The 16,477-nt window shown below is 73.0% G+C and carries 14 protein-coding genes; 12 read left to right on the top strand and 2 right to left on the bottom strand.

What is annotated here, in order from left to right; all coding sequences use genetic code 11:
* Nucleotides 1-6 precede the first annotated feature (6 nt).
* From ACZ6S4_RS41810 to ACZ6S4_RS41785, 6 genes are all read left to right on the top strand, one after another.
* On the top strand, nt 7-873 hold the full coding sequence (locus tag ACZ6S4_RS41810; protein WP_465480202.1) for a hypothetical protein: 867 nt from the start codon (nt 7-9) through the stop codon (nt 871-873).
* The gene (gene murJ, locus ACZ6S4_RS41805; protein WP_465480201.1) at nt 870-2,495 is read left to right on the top strand and encodes a murein biosynthesis integral membrane protein MurJ; all 1,626 of its coding nucleotides are present in this window, start codon (nt 870-872) and stop codon (nt 2,493-2,495) included. The genes ACZ6S4_RS41810 and murJ overlap by 4 nt, the downstream gene beginning before the upstream one ends.
* A complete protein-coding gene (locus tag ACZ6S4_RS41800; RefSeq protein WP_465480200.1) occupies nt 2,492-3,625 on the top strand; it encodes a glycosyltransferase family 4 protein in 1,134 nt (377 codons plus the stop codon). Before murJ ends, ACZ6S4_RS41800 begins: the two co-directional genes overlap by 4 nt.
* A 902-nt stretch (nt 3,626-4,527) precedes the next feature.
* The gene (locus ACZ6S4_RS41795) at nt 4,528-6,738 is read left to right on the top strand and encodes a hypothetical protein (RefSeq protein WP_465480199.1); all 2,211 of its coding nucleotides are present in this window, start codon (nt 4,528-4,530) and stop codon (nt 6,736-6,738) included.
* Between the two features lie 141 nt (nt 6,739-6,879).
* On the top strand, nt 6,880-8,643 hold the full coding sequence (locus ACZ6S4_RS41790) for a CTP synthase (protein WP_465480198.1): 1,764 nt from the start codon (nt 6,880-6,882) through the stop codon (nt 8,641-8,643).
* Nucleotides 8,640-9,236 (top strand): NUDIX domain-containing protein, encoded by a 597-nt coding sequence (locus ACZ6S4_RS41785; protein ID WP_465480197.1) that lies wholly within the window; start codon nt 8,640-8,642, stop codon nt 9,234-9,236. Before ACZ6S4_RS41790 ends, ACZ6S4_RS41785 begins: the two co-directional genes overlap by 4 nt.
* Nucleotides 9,237-9,321: 85 nt before the next feature.
* Here the strand turns inward: ACZ6S4_RS41785 and ACZ6S4_RS41780 are convergent, their stop codons facing one another.
* Nucleotides 9,322-10,326 (bottom strand): LLM class flavin-dependent oxidoreductase, encoded by a 1,005-nt coding sequence (locus tag ACZ6S4_RS41780; RefSeq protein WP_465480196.1) that lies wholly within the window; start codon nt 10,324-10,326, stop codon nt 9,322-9,324.
* 100 nt (nt 10,327-10,426) lie between these two features.
* Here ACZ6S4_RS41780 and ACZ6S4_RS41775 point away from each other — a divergent pair, with 100 nt between their 5' ends.
* The 6 genes from ACZ6S4_RS41775 to ACZ6S4_RS41750 all read left to right on the top strand — a co-directional run bounded on the left by ACZ6S4_RS41775 (nt 10,427) and on the right by ACZ6S4_RS41750 (nt 15,954).
* Nucleotides 10,427-11,050: an RNA polymerase sigma factor gene (locus tag ACZ6S4_RS41775; protein WP_465480195.1), complete on the top strand. Its 624-nt coding sequence runs from the start codon at nt 10,427-10,429 to the stop codon at nt 11,048-11,050.
* On the top strand, nt 11,047-12,045 hold the full coding sequence (locus tag ACZ6S4_RS41770) for a CU044_5270 family protein (protein ID WP_465480194.1): 999 nt from the start codon (nt 11,047-11,049) through the stop codon (nt 12,043-12,045). Before ACZ6S4_RS41775 ends, ACZ6S4_RS41770 begins: the two co-directional genes overlap by 4 nt.
* Before the next feature lie 137 nt (nt 12,046-12,182).
* A complete protein-coding gene (gene ald / locus ACZ6S4_RS41765; protein ID WP_465480193.1) occupies nt 12,183-13,298 on the top strand; it encodes an alanine dehydrogenase in 1,116 nt (371 codons plus the stop codon).
* Nucleotides 13,295-14,224 (top strand): site-specific tyrosine recombinase XerD, encoded by a 930-nt coding sequence (locus ACZ6S4_RS41760; RefSeq protein ID WP_465480223.1) that lies wholly within the window; start codon nt 13,295-13,297, stop codon nt 14,222-14,224. The genes ald and ACZ6S4_RS41760 overlap by 4 nt, the downstream gene beginning before the upstream one ends.
* A gap of 112 nt (nt 14,225-14,336) precedes the next feature.
* A complete protein-coding gene (locus ACZ6S4_RS41755; RefSeq protein ID WP_203774887.1) occupies nt 14,337-15,269 on the top strand; it encodes a ParA family protein in 933 nt (310 codons plus the stop codon).
* A 1-nt stretch (nt 15,270) separates the two neighbouring features.
* Nucleotides 15,271-15,954, top strand: coding sequence for a zinc metalloprotease (locus ACZ6S4_RS41750; RefSeq protein WP_465480192.1), 684 nt, complete (start codon nt 15,271-15,273; stop codon nt 15,952-15,954).
* Between the two features lie 11 nt (nt 15,955-15,965).
* Here ACZ6S4_RS41750 and ACZ6S4_RS41745 read toward each other — a convergent pair whose 3' ends face one another.
* A complete protein-coding gene (locus ACZ6S4_RS41745; protein ID WP_465480191.1) occupies nt 15,966-16,382 on the bottom strand; it encodes a DUF1801 domain-containing protein in 417 nt (138 codons plus the stop codon).
* Nucleotides 16,383-16,477: the final 95 nt, after the last annotated feature.

The following is a 16,477-nucleotide window of genomic DNA, read 5'->3' as shown; positions in this document are numbered from 1 at the left end:
AGGGACATGGCCGGCAAGGTCTGGAAGTCGTTCGGAACCGGGGCTGTGGTGGCCCGCGCGGCGCTGGCCTGGATCCGCCATGATCCGTACGCGGCCCGGCTGGAACGGACCAACTTCCACGGCCGCACGGTCACCCTGGCGGGTGGTCCTGCGCTCGCTCTGGGCGCCACGGCCGGGGCAGCGCTCGGAGCGCCCAGCACAGCCGCGACCGCCGCGGTGCTCACCGCCGGCGTCACGGCCGGGGCAGTCGGCTTCTACGACGACGTGGTCGGCAACCGGCCCGAGCAGAAGGCCGCCAAGGGCTTCGCCGGGCACCTCGGGGCGCTGCGCGAGGGCCGGGTCACGAGCGGCCTGGTCAAGATCGCCGGCGTCGGTGCCGCCGGGCTGGTCGCCGCGGCCCTGCTCGCCACCGACCCGCAGGTGCGCGCCCACCGCGGCCGCCGCCAGGGCGGAGCTGTGCGCGGCGCCACCGACGTGCTGCTCGGCGCGGGCGTCATCGCCGGCACCGCCAATCTGCTCAATCTGCTCGACCTGCGCCCCGGCCGCGCGCTGAAGGCCGGCACGCTCATCGGGGCCCCGCTGGCCGTCGGCCGCGGGGGAGGCGTCGCCGCCGGCACGCTGGGAGCGGGCGCCGCCCTGCTGCCGGCCGACCTCGGCGAGGAGATCATGCTCGGCGACGCGGGCGCCAACGCCCTCGGCGCGCTGCTCGGCGTGGCCCTCGCCGCCCGCACCGGCCCGGCCGGCCGGGCTGTCGCGCTGACCGTGCTGGCGGCGCTCACCGCGGCCAGCGAGAAGGTCAGCTTCACCAAGGTCATCCAGGACACGCCGTGGCTGCGCGAGCTCGACGCGCTGGGCCGCCGGCCGGCGGAATGACCGAAACCGCACCTGCGCCGCGTTCCGGGGCCGGGCGCATCGTCGGGGCGGCCGCGCTCATCGCCGGTCTCACCGTGCTGGCCCGCATCGCCGGCTTCGGCCGCACGGTGGTGTTCATCAGCACGGTCCGCGACAACTCGCTCGGCGACCTCTACAACGCGGCCAACACCGTGCCGAACATCGTCTTCGAGCTGGTCGCGGGCGGTGCCCTGGCCAGCCTGGTGGTGCCGCTGCTGGCCGGGGCGGTGGCGGCGGGCGACCGGGAGCGGGTCAACGCGGTCGCGTCGGCGCTGCTGACCTGGACGTTGCTGCTGCTGGTGCCGCTGGCGCTGCTGGTCGCGCTGCTCGCCGGGCACATCGTCGGCCTGCTGCCGCACATGCCACCCGAGGCCCACGAGGTGGGCACGCGCATGCTGCGGATCTTCGCTCCGCAACTCCCGCTGTACGGGGTGGGCATCGTGCTCACCGGCGTCCTGCAGGCCCACCACCGCTTCGCCTGGCCCGTGATCGCCCCCCTGCTGTCCAGCGTCACCGTGATGGGTGCATACCTCACGTACGCGCTGGTCGACGGCCGCGGCAGCGGACTGGGCGGCCTGAGCCCCGGCGGCGAGCTGGCCCTGTCCCTCGGGACCACGCTGGGCGTCGTCGTGCTCAGCCTGTGCCTGCTGATCCCGCTGCGCGGCCTGCGCCTGCGGTTGCGACCGGCACTGCGCTTCCCGGGCGACGCGGGACGCCAGGTCGTCCGCCTCGGCTGGGCCGGCGCCGTCACCGTCGGCTCCCAGCAGCTCATGGTCGTCGTCGTGCTCGCCCTGGCGGCCGGCGACGGCGACCTGACCCGGTTCAACCTGGCCCAGGCGCTGTATCTGCTGCCCTGGGCGGTGCTGGCTGTGCCGCTGGCCACCGCCGCATACCCCACGTTGTCCGCGACTGCCGAGCGTGGCGACGAGGACGGCTACCGCGCAGCGCTGGCCGGGACAGCCCGTACGGTCGCGTTGCTGGCCTGCCTCGGCGGCGCGGCGCTGGTCGCCGTCGCCCAGCCGGTCGCCGCCCTGCTCGGCACTCCACAGGCCGCGCCCGGCATCGCGGGATTCGCACCCGGCCTGCTGGGCTACGCCTTGTTCGCGCTGCTCTCCCGCGCGCTCTACGCCCGCGGCGCGACGGCGTCCGCGGCCGTGGCCACCGCGGCGGGCTGGGCGGTCGCCGCAGTGGCCGCACTGATCCTGACCGCCGCGCTGCCCGGCGACGACCGGGTGCTCGCGCTGGCCCTGGCCAACAGCGTCGGCATGCTCGCGCTGGGGGCGTTGCTGGTGGCCGCCGTACGCCGCCGCGCCGGCCCCGGAGCACTGACGGGACTGCCTCGCGCGACCGTCATCGGTATCGTGGCGGCGGTCGTGGCCGGACTGGCCGGGTGGGGTGCGGTCGAGGGCCTGCGGCACGTGTCCGGGGCCACCCCGGCAGGCGGGGTGAGCCTGCTCTCGGGCATGCTGGGCGGTGTCGTGGTGGTGGTCGTCTTCCTCGCGGTGACCTACCCGCTGGACCGCCACGACCTGCGGCCCCTGGTCGCCACCGTGACCGGGCGGATCCGCCGGAAGCCGACACCGGACGAGAAAGGCGCAACGTGACCGACGCAGCGCGGGCGACGACGTGGCACGGCTCGGTCGCACTGGTGCTGGGCTCCAGCACCGGCGGCGTCGGACAGCACGTGGCCTCGCTGACCCGCGGCCTGATCGCGGCCGGCTGCCGGGTGCTCGTGTGCGGGTCCACCGCGGCCGACGAGCTGTTCGGTTTCTCCGCGGCCGGGGCCCAGTTCGCCCCGGTGGAGATCCCGGCCAACCCCGGCCCGCAGGACTCCGGCGCGGTCCGCGCCCTGCGCAAGGCACTGACCGGCCGCGACATCGACGTGGTGCACGCGCACGGGCTGCGCGCGGCGTTCGTGGCCTCACTGGCCCGGCCCGCCGCCCCGCTGGTGGTCACCTGGCACAACGCGGTCCTCGCCCGCGGCCTGCGCGGCCAGGCCTCGGCGCTCGTCGAACGGATCGTCGCCCGGGCGGCCACGCTCACCCTGGGCGCGTCCGAGGACCTGGTGCAGCGCGCCGCGTCGCTGGGCGCCCGCAACGCGCGCCTCGGGGCGGTCGCCGCGCCGGCCCTGAGCGCGCCCAAGCGCAGCCGCGCCGCCGTGCGCGCCGAGTTCCGGCTCACGCCGGACACCCCGCTGATCCTGTCGGTCGGCCGGCTGCACCCGCAGAAGCGGTACGACGTCCTGGTCGAGGCCGCCGCCCGCTGGCGGGACCTGACGCCTTCGCCGATGGTCGTGGTGGCGGGCTCCGGGCCGAGCTACATGCTGCTGGCCCAGCGGGCTTCGGAGCTGCGCGCCAAGTTCTTCCTGCTCGGCCACCGCAAGGACGTGCCCGACCTGCTGGCCGGCGCCGACCTGGCCGTGATCACCAGCGACTGGGAGGCGCGTCAGCTGTTCGCCCAGGAGGCGTTGCACGCCGGAGTGCCGCTGGTCAGCACGGCTGTGGGTGGGCTGCCGGGGCTGGTGGGGGACGCGGCGGTGCTGATCCCGCCGGGTGACGTGGATGCGCTGGATGCGGCGGTGCGGGAGTTGCTGGCCGACCCGGCCAAGCGAGCGGAGTACGCGGCTCGGGGGCCGCGGCAGGCTGCTACTTGGCCGTCCGAGGAGGACACTGTCGCGGACGTGCTCGCCGCATATGCGTCGGTGACCACGAGCGCACGGGCAGGTCAGGGGTGAGCGACCCGAGTACCGGCATCCACTCACCCGATCCGGACGACGAGTCGACGCCCGCGGCGGGCGCGCCGGGGTCGGGTGCTGGGCGGACGCCTGCGGTGGGGTCGGGCGCTGGGCGGACGCCCGCAGTGGGGTCGGATGCTGAGCGGACGCCTGCGGTGGGTGAAGCTGCGCGGGCCGACGCGCCCCGCGCGGAGAAGCCGACCGCGGCTACCGGGCGTGACGCGGTGGAGGTCGATCAGCCCGCCGCGGGGGAGAAACCGGCCGATCGTCGCGACGCGGCGGAGGCGGCCGCGGCGGAGCCGGGTGACACGGTGAGCGTGGCCGGATCGGCCGCCGGGCCTGGCGGCGCGGAGCGGAGTGACACCGCGAGCGTGGCCGAACCGGCCGCAAAGCCCGGCGGCGCGGAGCTGGGTGACACGACGACCACGGCCGAGGCGAAGCCGGATGGCGCGGAGGCCGCGACCGGAGCAGATCCGAAGGCCGCCACGAGCAGCACCGACCCTGCTCACGCCGCGATGAAGGCCCCAGCCGAGGCCGACGCCGCGAAGCCGACCGCGGGCGCGAAAGACCGGCAGGACGGGATTGCCCCGCGAGACAACCCGGTAGCCCGGGAATCGGACAGCTCGACAAGTCCGAAGGGCGGCGCGCAAGCTCCGAAGGCGAGCACGCCGGGCCGCGACGCGGAGAGCCCGGTAGGCCGCGACGGCGGTGCGGACACGACGGGGAAACCCGGAGGCCGCAAGCCCGCCGGCCCGAGCTCCGATCCGAACAAGCGGAAGCCCCGCAGACCCACCAGCGCCAGGCCGAGAAGAACCGCGACCGAAGGCCGCGGCAGCTGGCCGCGAAGAGTCCGCAACAGCCTGCGCCGGGGGATCAGGCCGGACTCCGCGCCTCCCTCCCGGATGCGGCGGGGACGGACCTGGCTGCCGTACCTGTTGATCGTGCTCGCCGCGGCCGCCAGCATCGCCGGCCTCGCCGTGCGTCCCGCCACCGGCGCCCCGCAGGACACCGCCGACTACGTCATCCTGGCCGGTGCGGCCGGCCTGCGCTGGGAGGATCTCGACCCGCAGCGCACCCCCGCACTCTGGCAGGAGGCCAGCCGCGGCTCGATCGGCTGGCTCTCGGTGCGGTCCGCGCATTCCACCACCTGCCCGGCGGACGGCTGGCTCACCCTCGGCGCCGGCAACTACTCGATCTGGGCGAACACCCGCGTCACCGGGCAGTGTCCGCCGGTGCGGCCCACCCTCACCCAGCCTGACGCCCTCGGCGCCAATCTGGCTGAGCAGGGCGGTGTCGTGCGGGGCAATCAGGACACCCAGCCCTACGGCGCCCTGCCGGGTGCGCTCGCCGAGTCCGTGCGGTGCACCGTGGCCGTCGGGCCCGGTGCTGCTGTCGCTGCGGCGCGGCCGTTCGGGCGCGTCGACCGGTACGCGGCCACTCTTCCCGACGATCCCCGGAGCCTGCTCTCCTACTGCGTGCTCAGCGTGGTGGACCTGGGCACGATCACCGGATCCGGCGCCGCCCGGCAGTCCCTGGTCGCCCAGGCCGATGCCACCTTGGCGCGGATCATCGCCGCGCGGCCCGAGCGGTCCCTGATCATGGTGGCGGGGGTTTCCGACACCGACACCACCTCGCGTCTGCACGTGGCGATCGCCGAGGGGCCGGGCTGGGAGGGTGGCTGGCTGACCTCGGCCGGCACCGGTCGTGACGGTTATCTGCAGCTCGTCGACTTCGCCCCGACGGTGCTCACCGCGTTGGGCCGGCCTTCGCCGGAGGGGCGGTTCAGTGGCTTCACCGCGCTGTCGGTTCCCGGGCGGCCCGCTGATCCGGCGGAGGCCGTCGGGGGCGAGAACAACGCCGACAAGCGGGCCGGTGCTCAGCTCGGCATCGCCGGGACGTTCTTCACCGGGCTGGCCGCCGTACAGCTGATGGTTTTTCTGCTGGTGGTGCCGTTGATGATCCGGGCTCGGCGGCATGCCGGGCCGACCGGGCCCGCGGCCGCGCCGCGGCTGCTGGTGCTCGGGGCCGAGGTGCTGCTCATCGCCGTGGCCCTGGCCATTCCCGCCGCCCTGCTGGCCGATGCGGCGCCCTGGTGGCGGGCCGGCCGGCCGGGCATCGTCTTCGCCTCGCTGACCTTCGCGTTGATGGTGCTGGGCACCGCCGCGGTCCGGCTCGCGCCGCGCTATCCGCGCACGCTGTGGCCGATGGGCGTGGTCTGCGCGGTCGGTGCCGCCGTGGTCGGGTTCGACCTGCTCACCGGGGCGCAGTTGCAGCTCAACGGCGTCGCCGGTTACTCGGCGATCGAGGGTGCGCGGTATTCCGGCGTGGGCAGCGTCGGCCTGGGGGTTTTTGTCGCCGGCATGCTGTTCCTGGCCGGCTGTGTGGCGCAGTGGGTGCGCCGGCCCTGGCGCCCCGTCGTGGTCGTGATGGTCGGCGGGCTCGCCGTCGTGATGGTCGGCAGCCCCTACCTGGGCGCGGATCCGGTCGGCGCGATCGCCGTCACCGCCGGGGTGTGCGTGGCCGCGGCGATCAGCACCGGCGGCTGGCTCACGTTCCCGCGTTTCGCCTGGGCGGCGCTCGCCGGGCTCGCGGTCACCATCGGCTTCGCCGTGCTGGACCTGCGCCGGCCCGAGCTTGAGCAGGGCAGTCTGGGGCGGGCCCTGACGGCCCTGGGCGAAGGTACGGCGGGCCCGGCCATCCAGCGCGCGGCCACCTCCAACGGTCACGCTCTGGACAGCCCGTTGACGCTACTGGCCGTGATCGGCGTCCTCATGCTGGCCTTCAGTCAGTTCTCGCCGTGGGGTGGCCTCAACCGGGTCTTCGGGCTGCACCCGGCCCTGCGCGCGGCGCTGGCCGGCACCACCGTCGCCACGATGATCGCCGGAGTGCTCGGCGGGGCGGCGTTCGCAGTCGCGGGTGCCGCCGCGGCGGTGGCCGTGCCCTTGGCCGTTCTGACCACTTTGCGGGTGCTCGGTCACGCCGCCGACCGCACCCGGCCCGAAGGCGGCACCGACGGTCCGGGCGGGCCCGGCCTGTCGATGCGACCCGGTCCGGTGCTGCCGCCCCCAGGCGACAAATCCGACTCGGCGGGCGTGACCGTGCGTCAGCTCTGACCCGGACACGCGTGACGACCAGCCCGAACGTGCGCGCGCCGGCGATGGTGTTACCGTGGAATCCCGTGGATGGCGCGATCTACCGATGAGGGTTGAGCGCCGGTCTGCACGATCGCATCTGACCGACCACGGGAGCAGGCCTTGGCTGCAACATCACGCGAGACGCGGCACATCTTCGTCACCGGGGGCGTCGCCTCCTCGCTGGGCAAGGGCCTCACCGCCTCCAGCCTCGGCAACCTGCTGACCGCGCGGGGACTGCGGGTCGTCATGCAGAAGCTCGACCCCTATCTCAACGTCGACCCCGGCACGATGAACCCGTTCCAGCACGGCGAGGTCTTCGTGACCGAGGACGGCGCCGAGACCGACCTCGACGTCGGTCACTACGAGCGGTTCCTGGACCGGGCGCTGGCCGGCAAGGCGAACGTCACCACCGGCCAGATCTACTCCTCGGTGATCGCCAAGGAACGGCGCGGCGAATACCTCGGCGACACCGTGCAGGTCATCCCGCACATCACGAACGAGATCAAAGAGCGTATCTTCGCGATGGCCGATCCCGACGAGTTCGGCCGCACCCCCGACGTCGTCATCACCGAGGTCGGCGGCACCGTCGGTGACATGGAGTCGCTGCCGTTCCTCGAGGCGATCCGCCAGGTGCGCCACGAGATCGGCCGCGACCACGTCTTCTACCTGCACGTCTCCCTGGTGCCGTACCTGGCGCCGTCGGGCGAGCTGAAGACCAAGCCGACCCAGCACTCGGTGGCCACGCTGCGCAACATCGGTATCCAGCCCGACGCGCTGGTCTGCCGCAGCGACCGGGAGATCCCGGAGAAGCTCAAGCACAAGCTGTCGCTGTACTGCGACGTCGACCGCGAGGCCGTGGTGGCCTGCCCGGACGCGCCGAGCATCTACGACATCCCCAAGGTGCTGCACCGCGAGGGCCTCGACGCGTACGTGGTGCGCCGGCTCGGGCTGTCGTTCCGCGACGTGGACTGGACCAGCTGGGACGACCTGCTCGAGCGGGTCCACCACCCCCGCCGGACGATCACCGTGGCGCTGGTCGGCAAGTACGTCGACCTGCCGGACGCGTACCTGTCGGTCAGTGAGGCGATCCGGGCGGCCGGCTTCGCCAACCACGCCCGGGTGCAGCTGCGCTGGGTCCCCAGCGACGACTGCGACACCCCGGCCGGCGCCGCCTCCGCCCTGAAGGGCGTCGACGGCATCGTGATCCCCGGCGGCTTCGGCATCCGCGGCATCGAGGGCAAGATCAACACCTCCCGGTACGCGCGGGAGAACGGCCTGCCGATCCTGGGCCTCTGCCTCGGCCTGCAGTGCATGACCATCGACGCCGCGCGCAACCTGGCCGGCCTCGAGGGCGCCAACTCGCTGGAGTTCGACGAACAGGCCCCGCACCCGGTCATCTCCACCATGGCCGACCAGGAGGACATCGTCGCAGGCAAGGGCGACCTGGGCGGCACGATGCGCCTGGGTGCGTACCCGGCGGCGCTGACCGAGGGCTCGATCGTGGCCGAGGCGTACGAGAGCACGGAGATCTCCGAGCGGCACCGGCACCGGTACGAGGTCAACAACGCGTACCGGGACCGGCTGGCCAAGGCCGGCCTGAAGTTCTCCGGCACCTCGCCCGACGGGCGGCTGGTCGAGTTCATCGAGCTGGACCGCGAGACGCACCCGTTCTTCGTGGCCACCCAGGCGCACCCGGAGCTCAAGAGCCGCCCGACCCGGGCGCACCCGCTGTTCGCGGCGTTCGTCAAGGCCGCGGTGCAGTACGCGGCGGCCGACGAACTGCCGGTCGAGGTCGCCGACGGCGGCAAGGCCGTCGCCGAGGGCGGCAAGACCGTCGCCGACGGCAAGGGCAGGGCCGGCAAGGCCGCGGTCGCGGCGTCATGACGGCCTTCGCCCACGAGACCCTCTCGCGCACCGAGCGGTACGCGGGACCGATCTTCACGGTCTACTCCGACCAGGTCACCATGTCCGGCGGCGGCACCGCCGGGCGTGACGTCGTGGTCAACAAGAACGCGGTGGTCGTGGTCGCCCTCGACGACGTCGACCGGGTGGTGCTGATCAAGCAGTACCGGCACGCGGTCGGCAAGCGGCTCTGGGAGCTGCCGGCCGGACTGTGCGACGTCGACGGCGAGGACCTCGTCGTCACCGCCGCCCGCGAGCTGGCCGAGGAGGCGGACCTCAACGCCGGCCGCTTCGACCTGCTGGTGGACCTGCACCCGTCGCCCGGCTTCAGCGCCGAGAAGGTGCGGATCTTCCTGGCCCGGGAGCTGACCCCGGTGCCCGAGGACCAGCGCCACGAACGCACCGACGAGGAGGCCGACATCGAGATCGTCTGGCGCGACCTCGACGAGGCCGTCGCGATGGTGCTGCGCGGCGAGATCACCAACGCGGCCGCGGTCAGCGGGCTGCTCGCCGCCGCCCGCGCCCGCGAGGACGGCTGGGCCACGCTGCGCCCGACCGGCACCCCGCCACTCTGAGCTGCGAACCGGTACGCCCGCCCGGCGGGCGTACCGGTTCAGGGCCGGACCGAAACCGGACCGAAGCGGAAGCCGGGCCCGGCCGTCAGGCGGCCTTGAGGATGGCTTCGCCGGTCAGCTCGACCGAGCGCACCCGGTCGTCGATCTCCGAGGCGTAGTGCGCCACGATCACCTCGTCCGCCCCGCACGACGCCGCGAAGTCCTCCAGGTAGGCCCGGACCTCCTCGGGCGTGCCGGCCGCCGTGTACTTCGTCATCGCGGCCAGCTGGCGCCCGTTCGGTGAGGCCAGGAACGCGTCGATCTCCGCGTCGGTGAAGTTGGTCCCGACCGCGCCCCGCGAGATCATCGCCCGGGTCCGGGCCCGGTATGCCACCGTCATCTGCCGGACCGCCTCGTCGTGGTCCTCCGCCGCGAAGACGTTCGCGCCCGCGATCACGTACGGCTGCTCGAGCTGCGCGGACGGCTGGAACGTCTCCCGGTAGATCTCCACCGCCTGGTGCAGGTGGGTCGGGGCGAAGTGTGAGGCGAACGCGTACGGCAGGCCGAGCTGGGCCGCCAGCTGCGCGCCGAACAGCGACGAGCCGAGGATGTACAGCGGCACCACCTCGGGCGCCCGCGGCACCGCCTGCACGCCGGGCACACGGGTCTTGCCGCTGAGGTAGCCCTGCAGCTCCAGCACGTCCTGCGGGAACGAGTCCGCCGACGTGGGGTCGCGCCGCAGCGCCAGCATCGTGTTCTGGTCGCTGCCCGGCGCGCGGCCCAGGCCCAGATCGATGCGGCCGGGGAACAGGGTGGCCAGGGTGCCGAACTGCTCGGCGATCACCAGCGGCGAGTGGTTGGGCAGCATGATCCCGCCCGCGCCGAGCCGGATCGTGTCGGTGTGCGCGGCGATGTAGCCGATCAGCACGCTGGTGGCCGAGGAGGCGATCGTCGGCATGTTGTGATGTTCGGCGTACCAGACGCGCCGGTAGCCGCTGCGTTCGGCGGCGCGGGCGACGGCGACGCCGGCCTCGAAGCTCTCCCGCGCGGCCTGGCCGGCGGTGATCGGGGCGAGGTCGAGCAGGGCCAGGGGCAGGGGAGGGACAGCCATTGGTGAATCCTCCGTCGTGGTGGTCGTGCCGCCAACCGGCTGCGACCAGGCGTGACGACCGCCACGGGAACCCGGCGGCGTGAGCGGACAGGAAGTGGTTGTGAACCCATCCCAGCGAGCCCGGATCCGCGCCGGCGATCCTGTGACGTTCGGGCAGCTCTTCTCCGACCACGCGCAGGCGGTGTACCGGCACGTCGTGCGGAGCACCGGCAACTGGAGCGCGGCCGAGGACATCGTGTCGCTGACCTTCCTGGAGGCGTGGCGGCTGCGCGGCAAACTGCGGCCCGACGGTGACAGCGTGTTGCCCTGGCTGCTAGGCATCGCCGTCAACGTGCTCCGCAACAACCGGCGTGCGGCCCGCCGGCACGCCGCCGCGCTGGTCCGGCTGCCACCGGCCGAGGCGATGCCGGACTTCGCCGACGAACTCGTCAACCGGATGCGCGACAGCGAGCAGCTCGCCGCCGCGACGGCCGCCCTCGACCGGCTGCGACCGGCCGAGCGGGAGGTGTTCACGCTCTGCGTCTGGTCCGGGCTCGACTACGCGCAGACCGCGGAGGCGCTGGGCGTACCGGTCGGCACGGTCCGGTCCCGGCTGTCCCGGGCGCGGGCGAAGTTGCGGGAGCTGACCACGGAGCCGGGCCGGCCGGCCCCCGGGCCGGGCAGTGGACAGGCACACCTCGGCCGCACCGATGCGGCCCGATCGAACCAGGAGCACAAGCGATGAAGCAGTCACCACGGCTCGATCCGGCCGAACGGGCCGAACTGGCACGCCTGCTGCCGCCGCCGGGGGACCCGGAGCTGAGCCGCATCCGGCACCGCCTGCTCAAGGACGCGTTCCTGCAGCACGTGGCCGAGCCCCGGGCCGTGCGGTCCGGTCGCCGGTTCGCCCTGCTCGCCGCGCCGGTCGCGGCCGCGGTGCTGGTCGCGGCGATCGTCGGGGTGGCGGTGCTCAACGGCCGTACGGGCGGCGGCGCGACCACCGGCGCGGATTCGCGCGTGGCGGTCGCCGTCGGCGACGCGACCGGCGTGGGGCCGCTGATGGACCGGGTGGCCGCGGTCGCGGGCGGGGAGCCGTCGGTGCCGCTCGGCCGGGACGAGTACGTCTACGTCAGAAGCCGGGTGGCCTGGTTGCAGATCACCGGAGAGCCCAGCTCCGATCAGCAGGAGATCAGTGCCGCCAACGCCGTCCTCGACCGGGTGCACGACCGGGAGATCTGGCTGCCCGCTACGCGGGGCGACGAGGGCCTCATCCGGGAGCGGGGCGAGACGTTCGGTCTGTCCGGCGCGGAACCGAACAGCAAGTACGCGGAGCTGCCCACCGATCCGGCCGAGCTGCTCAAGCGGATCTACGCCGAGACCGAGGGCCAGGACAGCGGTCCGGACACCGCCGCCTTCGGTTTCCTCGGTGACGCGCTGCGGGAGTCGTTGCTGCCCCCGCCGGTGGCTGCCGCGATCTACCGGGCGGCCGCGCGGATCCCCGGGGTGGTGCTGGTGGCCGACTCGGTCGACGCGCAGGGCCGGCACGGGGTCGCCGTCGCGCGGACCCGCGAGGACGGCGAGCGGCAGGAGTGGATCTTCGACCCGGTCACCTTCGAGTACCTCGGCGAGCGTTCCTACCTGGTCCGGGACACCCCGCTGGGCAAGGCCGGCATGCTCACCGGTACGACCGCGGTCCTGCAGCGGGGCGTCGTCTCCGGCACCGGCGTGCTTCCGCGTTAGCCGGCGACCGGCTCCAAATCTTGATCTTCGCGCAACGGATCGGCAGTATCTTCCACTGGGTGGGACGGTAATCTGCGAAGCAGCCCGTCTCGGGTATGAGCCATCGACGTCTCTCCCGGAAAGGACGGTGTCGACTCATGAAGGTCGGCATTCCGAGTGAAGTCAAGAACAACGAGTTCCGGGTCGCGATCACCCCAGCGGGGGTCTTCGAGCTGAACCGGGCCGGTCACGAGGTGTACGTGCAGGCCGGCGCCGGTGCCGGCTCGTCGATCACCGACGCCGACTACGTCGCCGCCGGTGCCACGATCCTGGCCGGGGCCGACGACGTGTGGGCCACCGGCGATCTGATCCTCAAGGTCAAGGAGCCGATCGCCGAGGAGTACGGCCGGATGCGCGAGGGCCAGGTGCTGTTCACGTACCTGCACCTGGCGGCGTCCAAGGAGTGCACCGACGCGCTGATCGACCGCAAGGTGACCGGCATCGCGTACGAGACCGTCGAGCTGCCCGACCGCTCGCTGCCGCTGCTGGCCCCCATGTCGGAAGTCGCCGGCCGGCTGGCCCCGCAGGTCGGCTCCTACCATCTGATGCGTTCCGGCGGTGGTCGTGGCGTGCTCATGGGCGGCGTCCCGGGCGTGTACGCGGCCAAGGTCGTCGTCATCGGCGCCGGCGTCTCCGGCATGAACGCTGCCGCGATCGCGCTGGGCATGCAGGCCGAGGTGTTGGTGCTGGACAAGAACATCGCCCGGTTGCGCGCGGCCGACGCCGACTACCGCGGTCACCTGCAGACGATCGCGTCGAACGCGTACGAGATCGAGAAGGCCGTCATCGACGCCGACCTGGTCATCGGCGCGGTCCTGGTGCCCGGCGCGAAGGCCCCGAACCTGATCTCCAACGAGCTGGTGTCGCGGATGAAGCCGGGCAGCGTGCTCGTCGACATCGCCATCGACCAGGGCGGCTGCTTCGAGGACTCGCGTCCGACCACGCACGCCGACCCGGTCTACCGGGTGCACGAGTCGATGTTCTACTGCGTGGCCAACATGCCCGGCGCGGTCCCGCACACCAGCACCTACGCGCTGACCAACGTCACCCTGCCGTACGCGCTGGAGCTGGCCAACCGTGGCTGGCGCGACGCCGTCAAGTCCGACCCGGCGCTGGCCCTGGGCCTGAACACCCACGCCGGGCACGTCACCTACGGCCCGGTCGCCGAGGCCCACGGCATGCAGGCACTGTCCCTGACCGAGGTGCTCAGCTGATCTCAGCCCAGCCCCTGCTGCGACGGGCCGTGCAGACCTATCTCGATCACCTGTCGGTCGAGCGCGGCCTGTCCCGCAACACGCTGGCCTCGTACCGCCGGGATCTGGACCGGTATGCCGAGACGCTGGCCGCGGCCGGCGTCGGTGATCTCGCCGACGTCACCGCGGCCCAGGTCACCGCGCATCTGGCCGAGCTGCGGGCCGGGTCGCCGGAGCATCCGCCGCTGTCGGCCGCGTCGGCCGCGCGGGCCGTGAGCGCGGTACGCGGCCTGCACCGTTTCGCCGCCCGCGAGGGTCTCGTGGCGCACGACGTGAGCCGCGAGGTGAAACCGCCGACGCCGCCGAAGCGCCTGCCCAAGGCCCTCGGCATCGACCAGGTGACCCGGCTGCTGGCCGTCCCGGGCTCCTTGCGCGACACCGCGCTGCTGGAGTTCCTCTACGGCACCGGCGCGCGGATCTCCGAGGCGGTGGGGCTGGCCGTCGACGACCTGGACTTCTCCGACGACGCGGCGGTCACGCTGCACGGCAAGGGCGGCCGCACCCGGCTGGTCCCGCTCGGCCGCTACGCCCGCGCCGCCCTGGAGGCCTACCTGGTGCAGGGCCGCCCCGAGCTGGTCGCGAAGGGACGCGGCACACCGGCGGTCTTCCTGAACCAGCGCGGGGGGCCACTGTCCCGGCAGAGCGCCTGGGCCATCCTGCACCGGGCCGCGGCGGCGGCCGGGCTGCCCGTGGAGGGGCCGCACGCCGTGTCGCCGCACACACTGCGGCACTCGTACGCGACCCATCTGCTCGACGGTGGCGCCGACGTCCGGGTCGTGCAGGAGCTGCTCGGACACGCCTCGGTGACGACCACGCAGCTCTACACCCTGGTGACAGTGGACCGGCTTCGCGAGGTGTACGCGACCTCCCACCCGCGCGCTCGTTAGAAGGTGAGCGTCAGTCCCTGCGACACGCCGAACGGCTGACCCCGGTCGGGCGGTCCTTGTGGCGTACAGTCGGGCATCGGCTCCGGCTGCGGGTCGAGAGGGGGCTGGGGACGTGAGCGGAAATCATGATCGCGCTGAGGCGTGGACCAATGCCCTGCGCGACCAGCAGAGCTCGCTGGACCTCGGCGCCGACCTCGGCCCGGCCGACCCGACGGCATACACGATGCGCCGGCCGATCCCCGAGCCGATGCCGACCGACCGGCACGGCCCCGCGCGGATCATCGCCCTGGCCAACCAGAAGGGTGGCGTCGGCAAGACCACGACGACCATCAACCTGGGCGCCGCCCTGGCCGAGTACGGCCGCAAGGTGCTGCTCGTCGACTTCGACCCGCAGGGCGCCTGCTCGGTCGGTCTGGGCGTCAACCCGCACAACCTCGACCTGAGCATCTACAACCTGCTCATGCAGGACGACGTCACCGCCGAGGACGTCATCATCAAGACCGATGTGGCCGGACTGCACCTGCTGCCGGCCAACATCGACCTGTCGGCGGCCGAGATCCAGCTGGTCAACGAGGTCGCCCGGGAGATGGCCCTGGCGCGGGTGCTGCGCACCGTGCGCAAGGAGTACGACTTCATTCTGATCGACTGCCAGCCCTCGTTGGGCCTGCTGGCGATCAACGCGCTGACCATCGCCCACGGCGTGCTCATCCCGCTGGAGTGCGAGTTCTTCAGCCTGCGCGGCGTGGCCCTGCTGCTGGACACCATCGACAAGGTCCGCGAGCGGCTCAACTTCGACCTGGAGCTCGAGGGCATCCTGGCGACCATGTACGACAGCCGCACCACCCACTGCCGCCAGGTGCTGCAGCGGGTCGTGGAGGCGTTCGGCGACAAGGTCTACCAGACCGTCATCACCAAGACGGTCAAGTTCCCGGAGTCCACGGTGGCCGGCGCGCCGATCACCAGCCTGGACCCGGCGAGCTCGGGCGCCCGCAACTACCGCCAGCTCGCCCGCGAGGTCATCGCCGCCAAGGCGGAACGGGGCTAGCTTGCTCTTCGCCCTCGGCGAACCGGTCGCGTTCGTCGCGCTGGTCGTCGCCTTCCTGCTCGGCCTGCTGCTGCGGGCCTTCGCGATCCGGATCACCGCGCGCACGCTGCGCCTGAGTGAACGCCGCGACCCGGTGACCCCGCAACTGCGCGAGGACGTCGACCCGTTCGGCGCGGTCGCGGCCGCTGTCGGTGGCATGGGCTGGGGCAGGACCATCTCGGTCGACGAGGTGCCCCGCTACCACGGCCGGGGCCGCGCGGCGGCGGTCTTCGCGTCCGGGCCGGTGGTGTGCATCCTCGTCGCCCAGGTGCTGTTCCTGGCGTACGTGCTGGTCTTCCCGGACAACCTGCTGTCGGTGCTGAACATGTCCGACGTGCTGCGTGGCTTCACGCTGCCGCTGGGCGAGCAGGTGCTGCTCTGTTCGGCGGTCGGTCTGCTGGCCTTCGGGCTGCTGGCGCTGATCCCGATCCCGCCGCTGGACGGCTTCGGCATCCTGTGGTCGGCGCTGAAGCGGCCCGGGAACGGCGCGCAGCAGACGCGGCTGTGGCTCGAGGAGAAGAACCTCGGCGTGCTGATCCTGCTGATCTGCTGCTTCTTCCCGCTGAGCTACCCGTTCCTGCTGATGATCCTGGACGTGCTCGGCGTCCTCTTCCTGCGGCTGTGGGGCGGACCGGTCCCGCTCTGAGGCCGACGGGATCAGGTGGTCGTGCCGATGCGGTACGACAGCGCGAGGATCTCCCGGAGCGCGGCGGCGTCCGCCTGGTCGACCCGCTTGAGGTAGAGGCAGCCCTTGCCGAGCTTGTGCTGCCCGAGGCGGTCCAGCAGGCCGGCGTACTCCTCCATGGCACCGGACAGGTACAGCGTCGTCTGGGCGGCCCGCGGGGAGAAGCTGACCGCGGGGGTGTCGCCCTCGCGGCCCGAGTCGTAGCGGTAGTGGCGGGAGCCGAACCCGACGATCGACGTGCCCCACAGCACCGGCGGCTCCCCGGTCAGCTCGCGCAGCGTGTCGATCAGCAGCGTCGCATCCCGGCGGCGTTGGTCGTCGCCGATGCCGTTGATGAACGCGCCGATGTCACCGTCGGTCGCCGTGGTCTTGTTGCTGCTGTCCGCCATGGTCGTGTACCTCCCGCCGGATTTTAAGCCCGCGCCGGGGGAAAAGCGGTTGCCGCCGGTGGGTGATCTCCCGCAAGCTGCCTGCATGACGTACT

It is taken from the genome of Actinoplanes sp. NPDC051405 (genome assembly GCF_055586185.1).
The sequence above is the reverse complement of the archived record's forward strand: the minus strand, read 5'-3'. Positions and strand labels throughout refer to the sequence as shown.

Excerpts from the sequence above, each read along its gene's own strand:
- ACZ6S4_RS41810 (WP_465480202.1), top strand. The coding sequence starts at position 7 with ATGGCCGGCAAGGTCTGGAAGTCGTTCGGAACCGGGGCTGTGGTGGCC.
- murJ (WP_465480201.1), top strand. The coding sequence starts at position 870 with ATGACCGAAACCGCACCTGCGCCGCGTTCCGGGGCCGGGCGCATCGTC.
- ACZ6S4_RS41795 (WP_465480199.1), top strand. The coding sequence starts at position 4,528 with ATGCGGCGGGGACGGACCTGGCTGCCGTACCTGTTGATCGTGCTCGCC.
- ACZ6S4_RS41785 (WP_465480197.1), top strand. The coding sequence starts at position 8,640 with ATGACGGCCTTCGCCCACGAGACCCTCTCGCGCACCGAGCGGTACGCG.
- ACZ6S4_RS41780 (WP_465480196.1), bottom strand. The coding sequence starts at position 10,326 with ATGGCTGTCCCTCCCCTGCCCCTGGCCCTGCTCGACCTCGCCCCGATC.
- ACZ6S4_RS41770 (WP_465480194.1), top strand. The coding sequence starts at position 11,047 with ATGAAGCAGTCACCACGGCTCGATCCGGCCGAACGGGCCGAACTGGCA.
- ald (WP_465480193.1), top strand. The coding sequence starts at position 12,183 with ATGAAGGTCGGCATTCCGAGTGAAGTCAAGAACAACGAGTTCCGGGTC.
- ACZ6S4_RS41745 (WP_465480191.1), bottom strand. The coding sequence starts at position 16,382 with ATGGCGGACAGCAGCAACAAGACCACGGCGACCGACGGTGACATCGGC.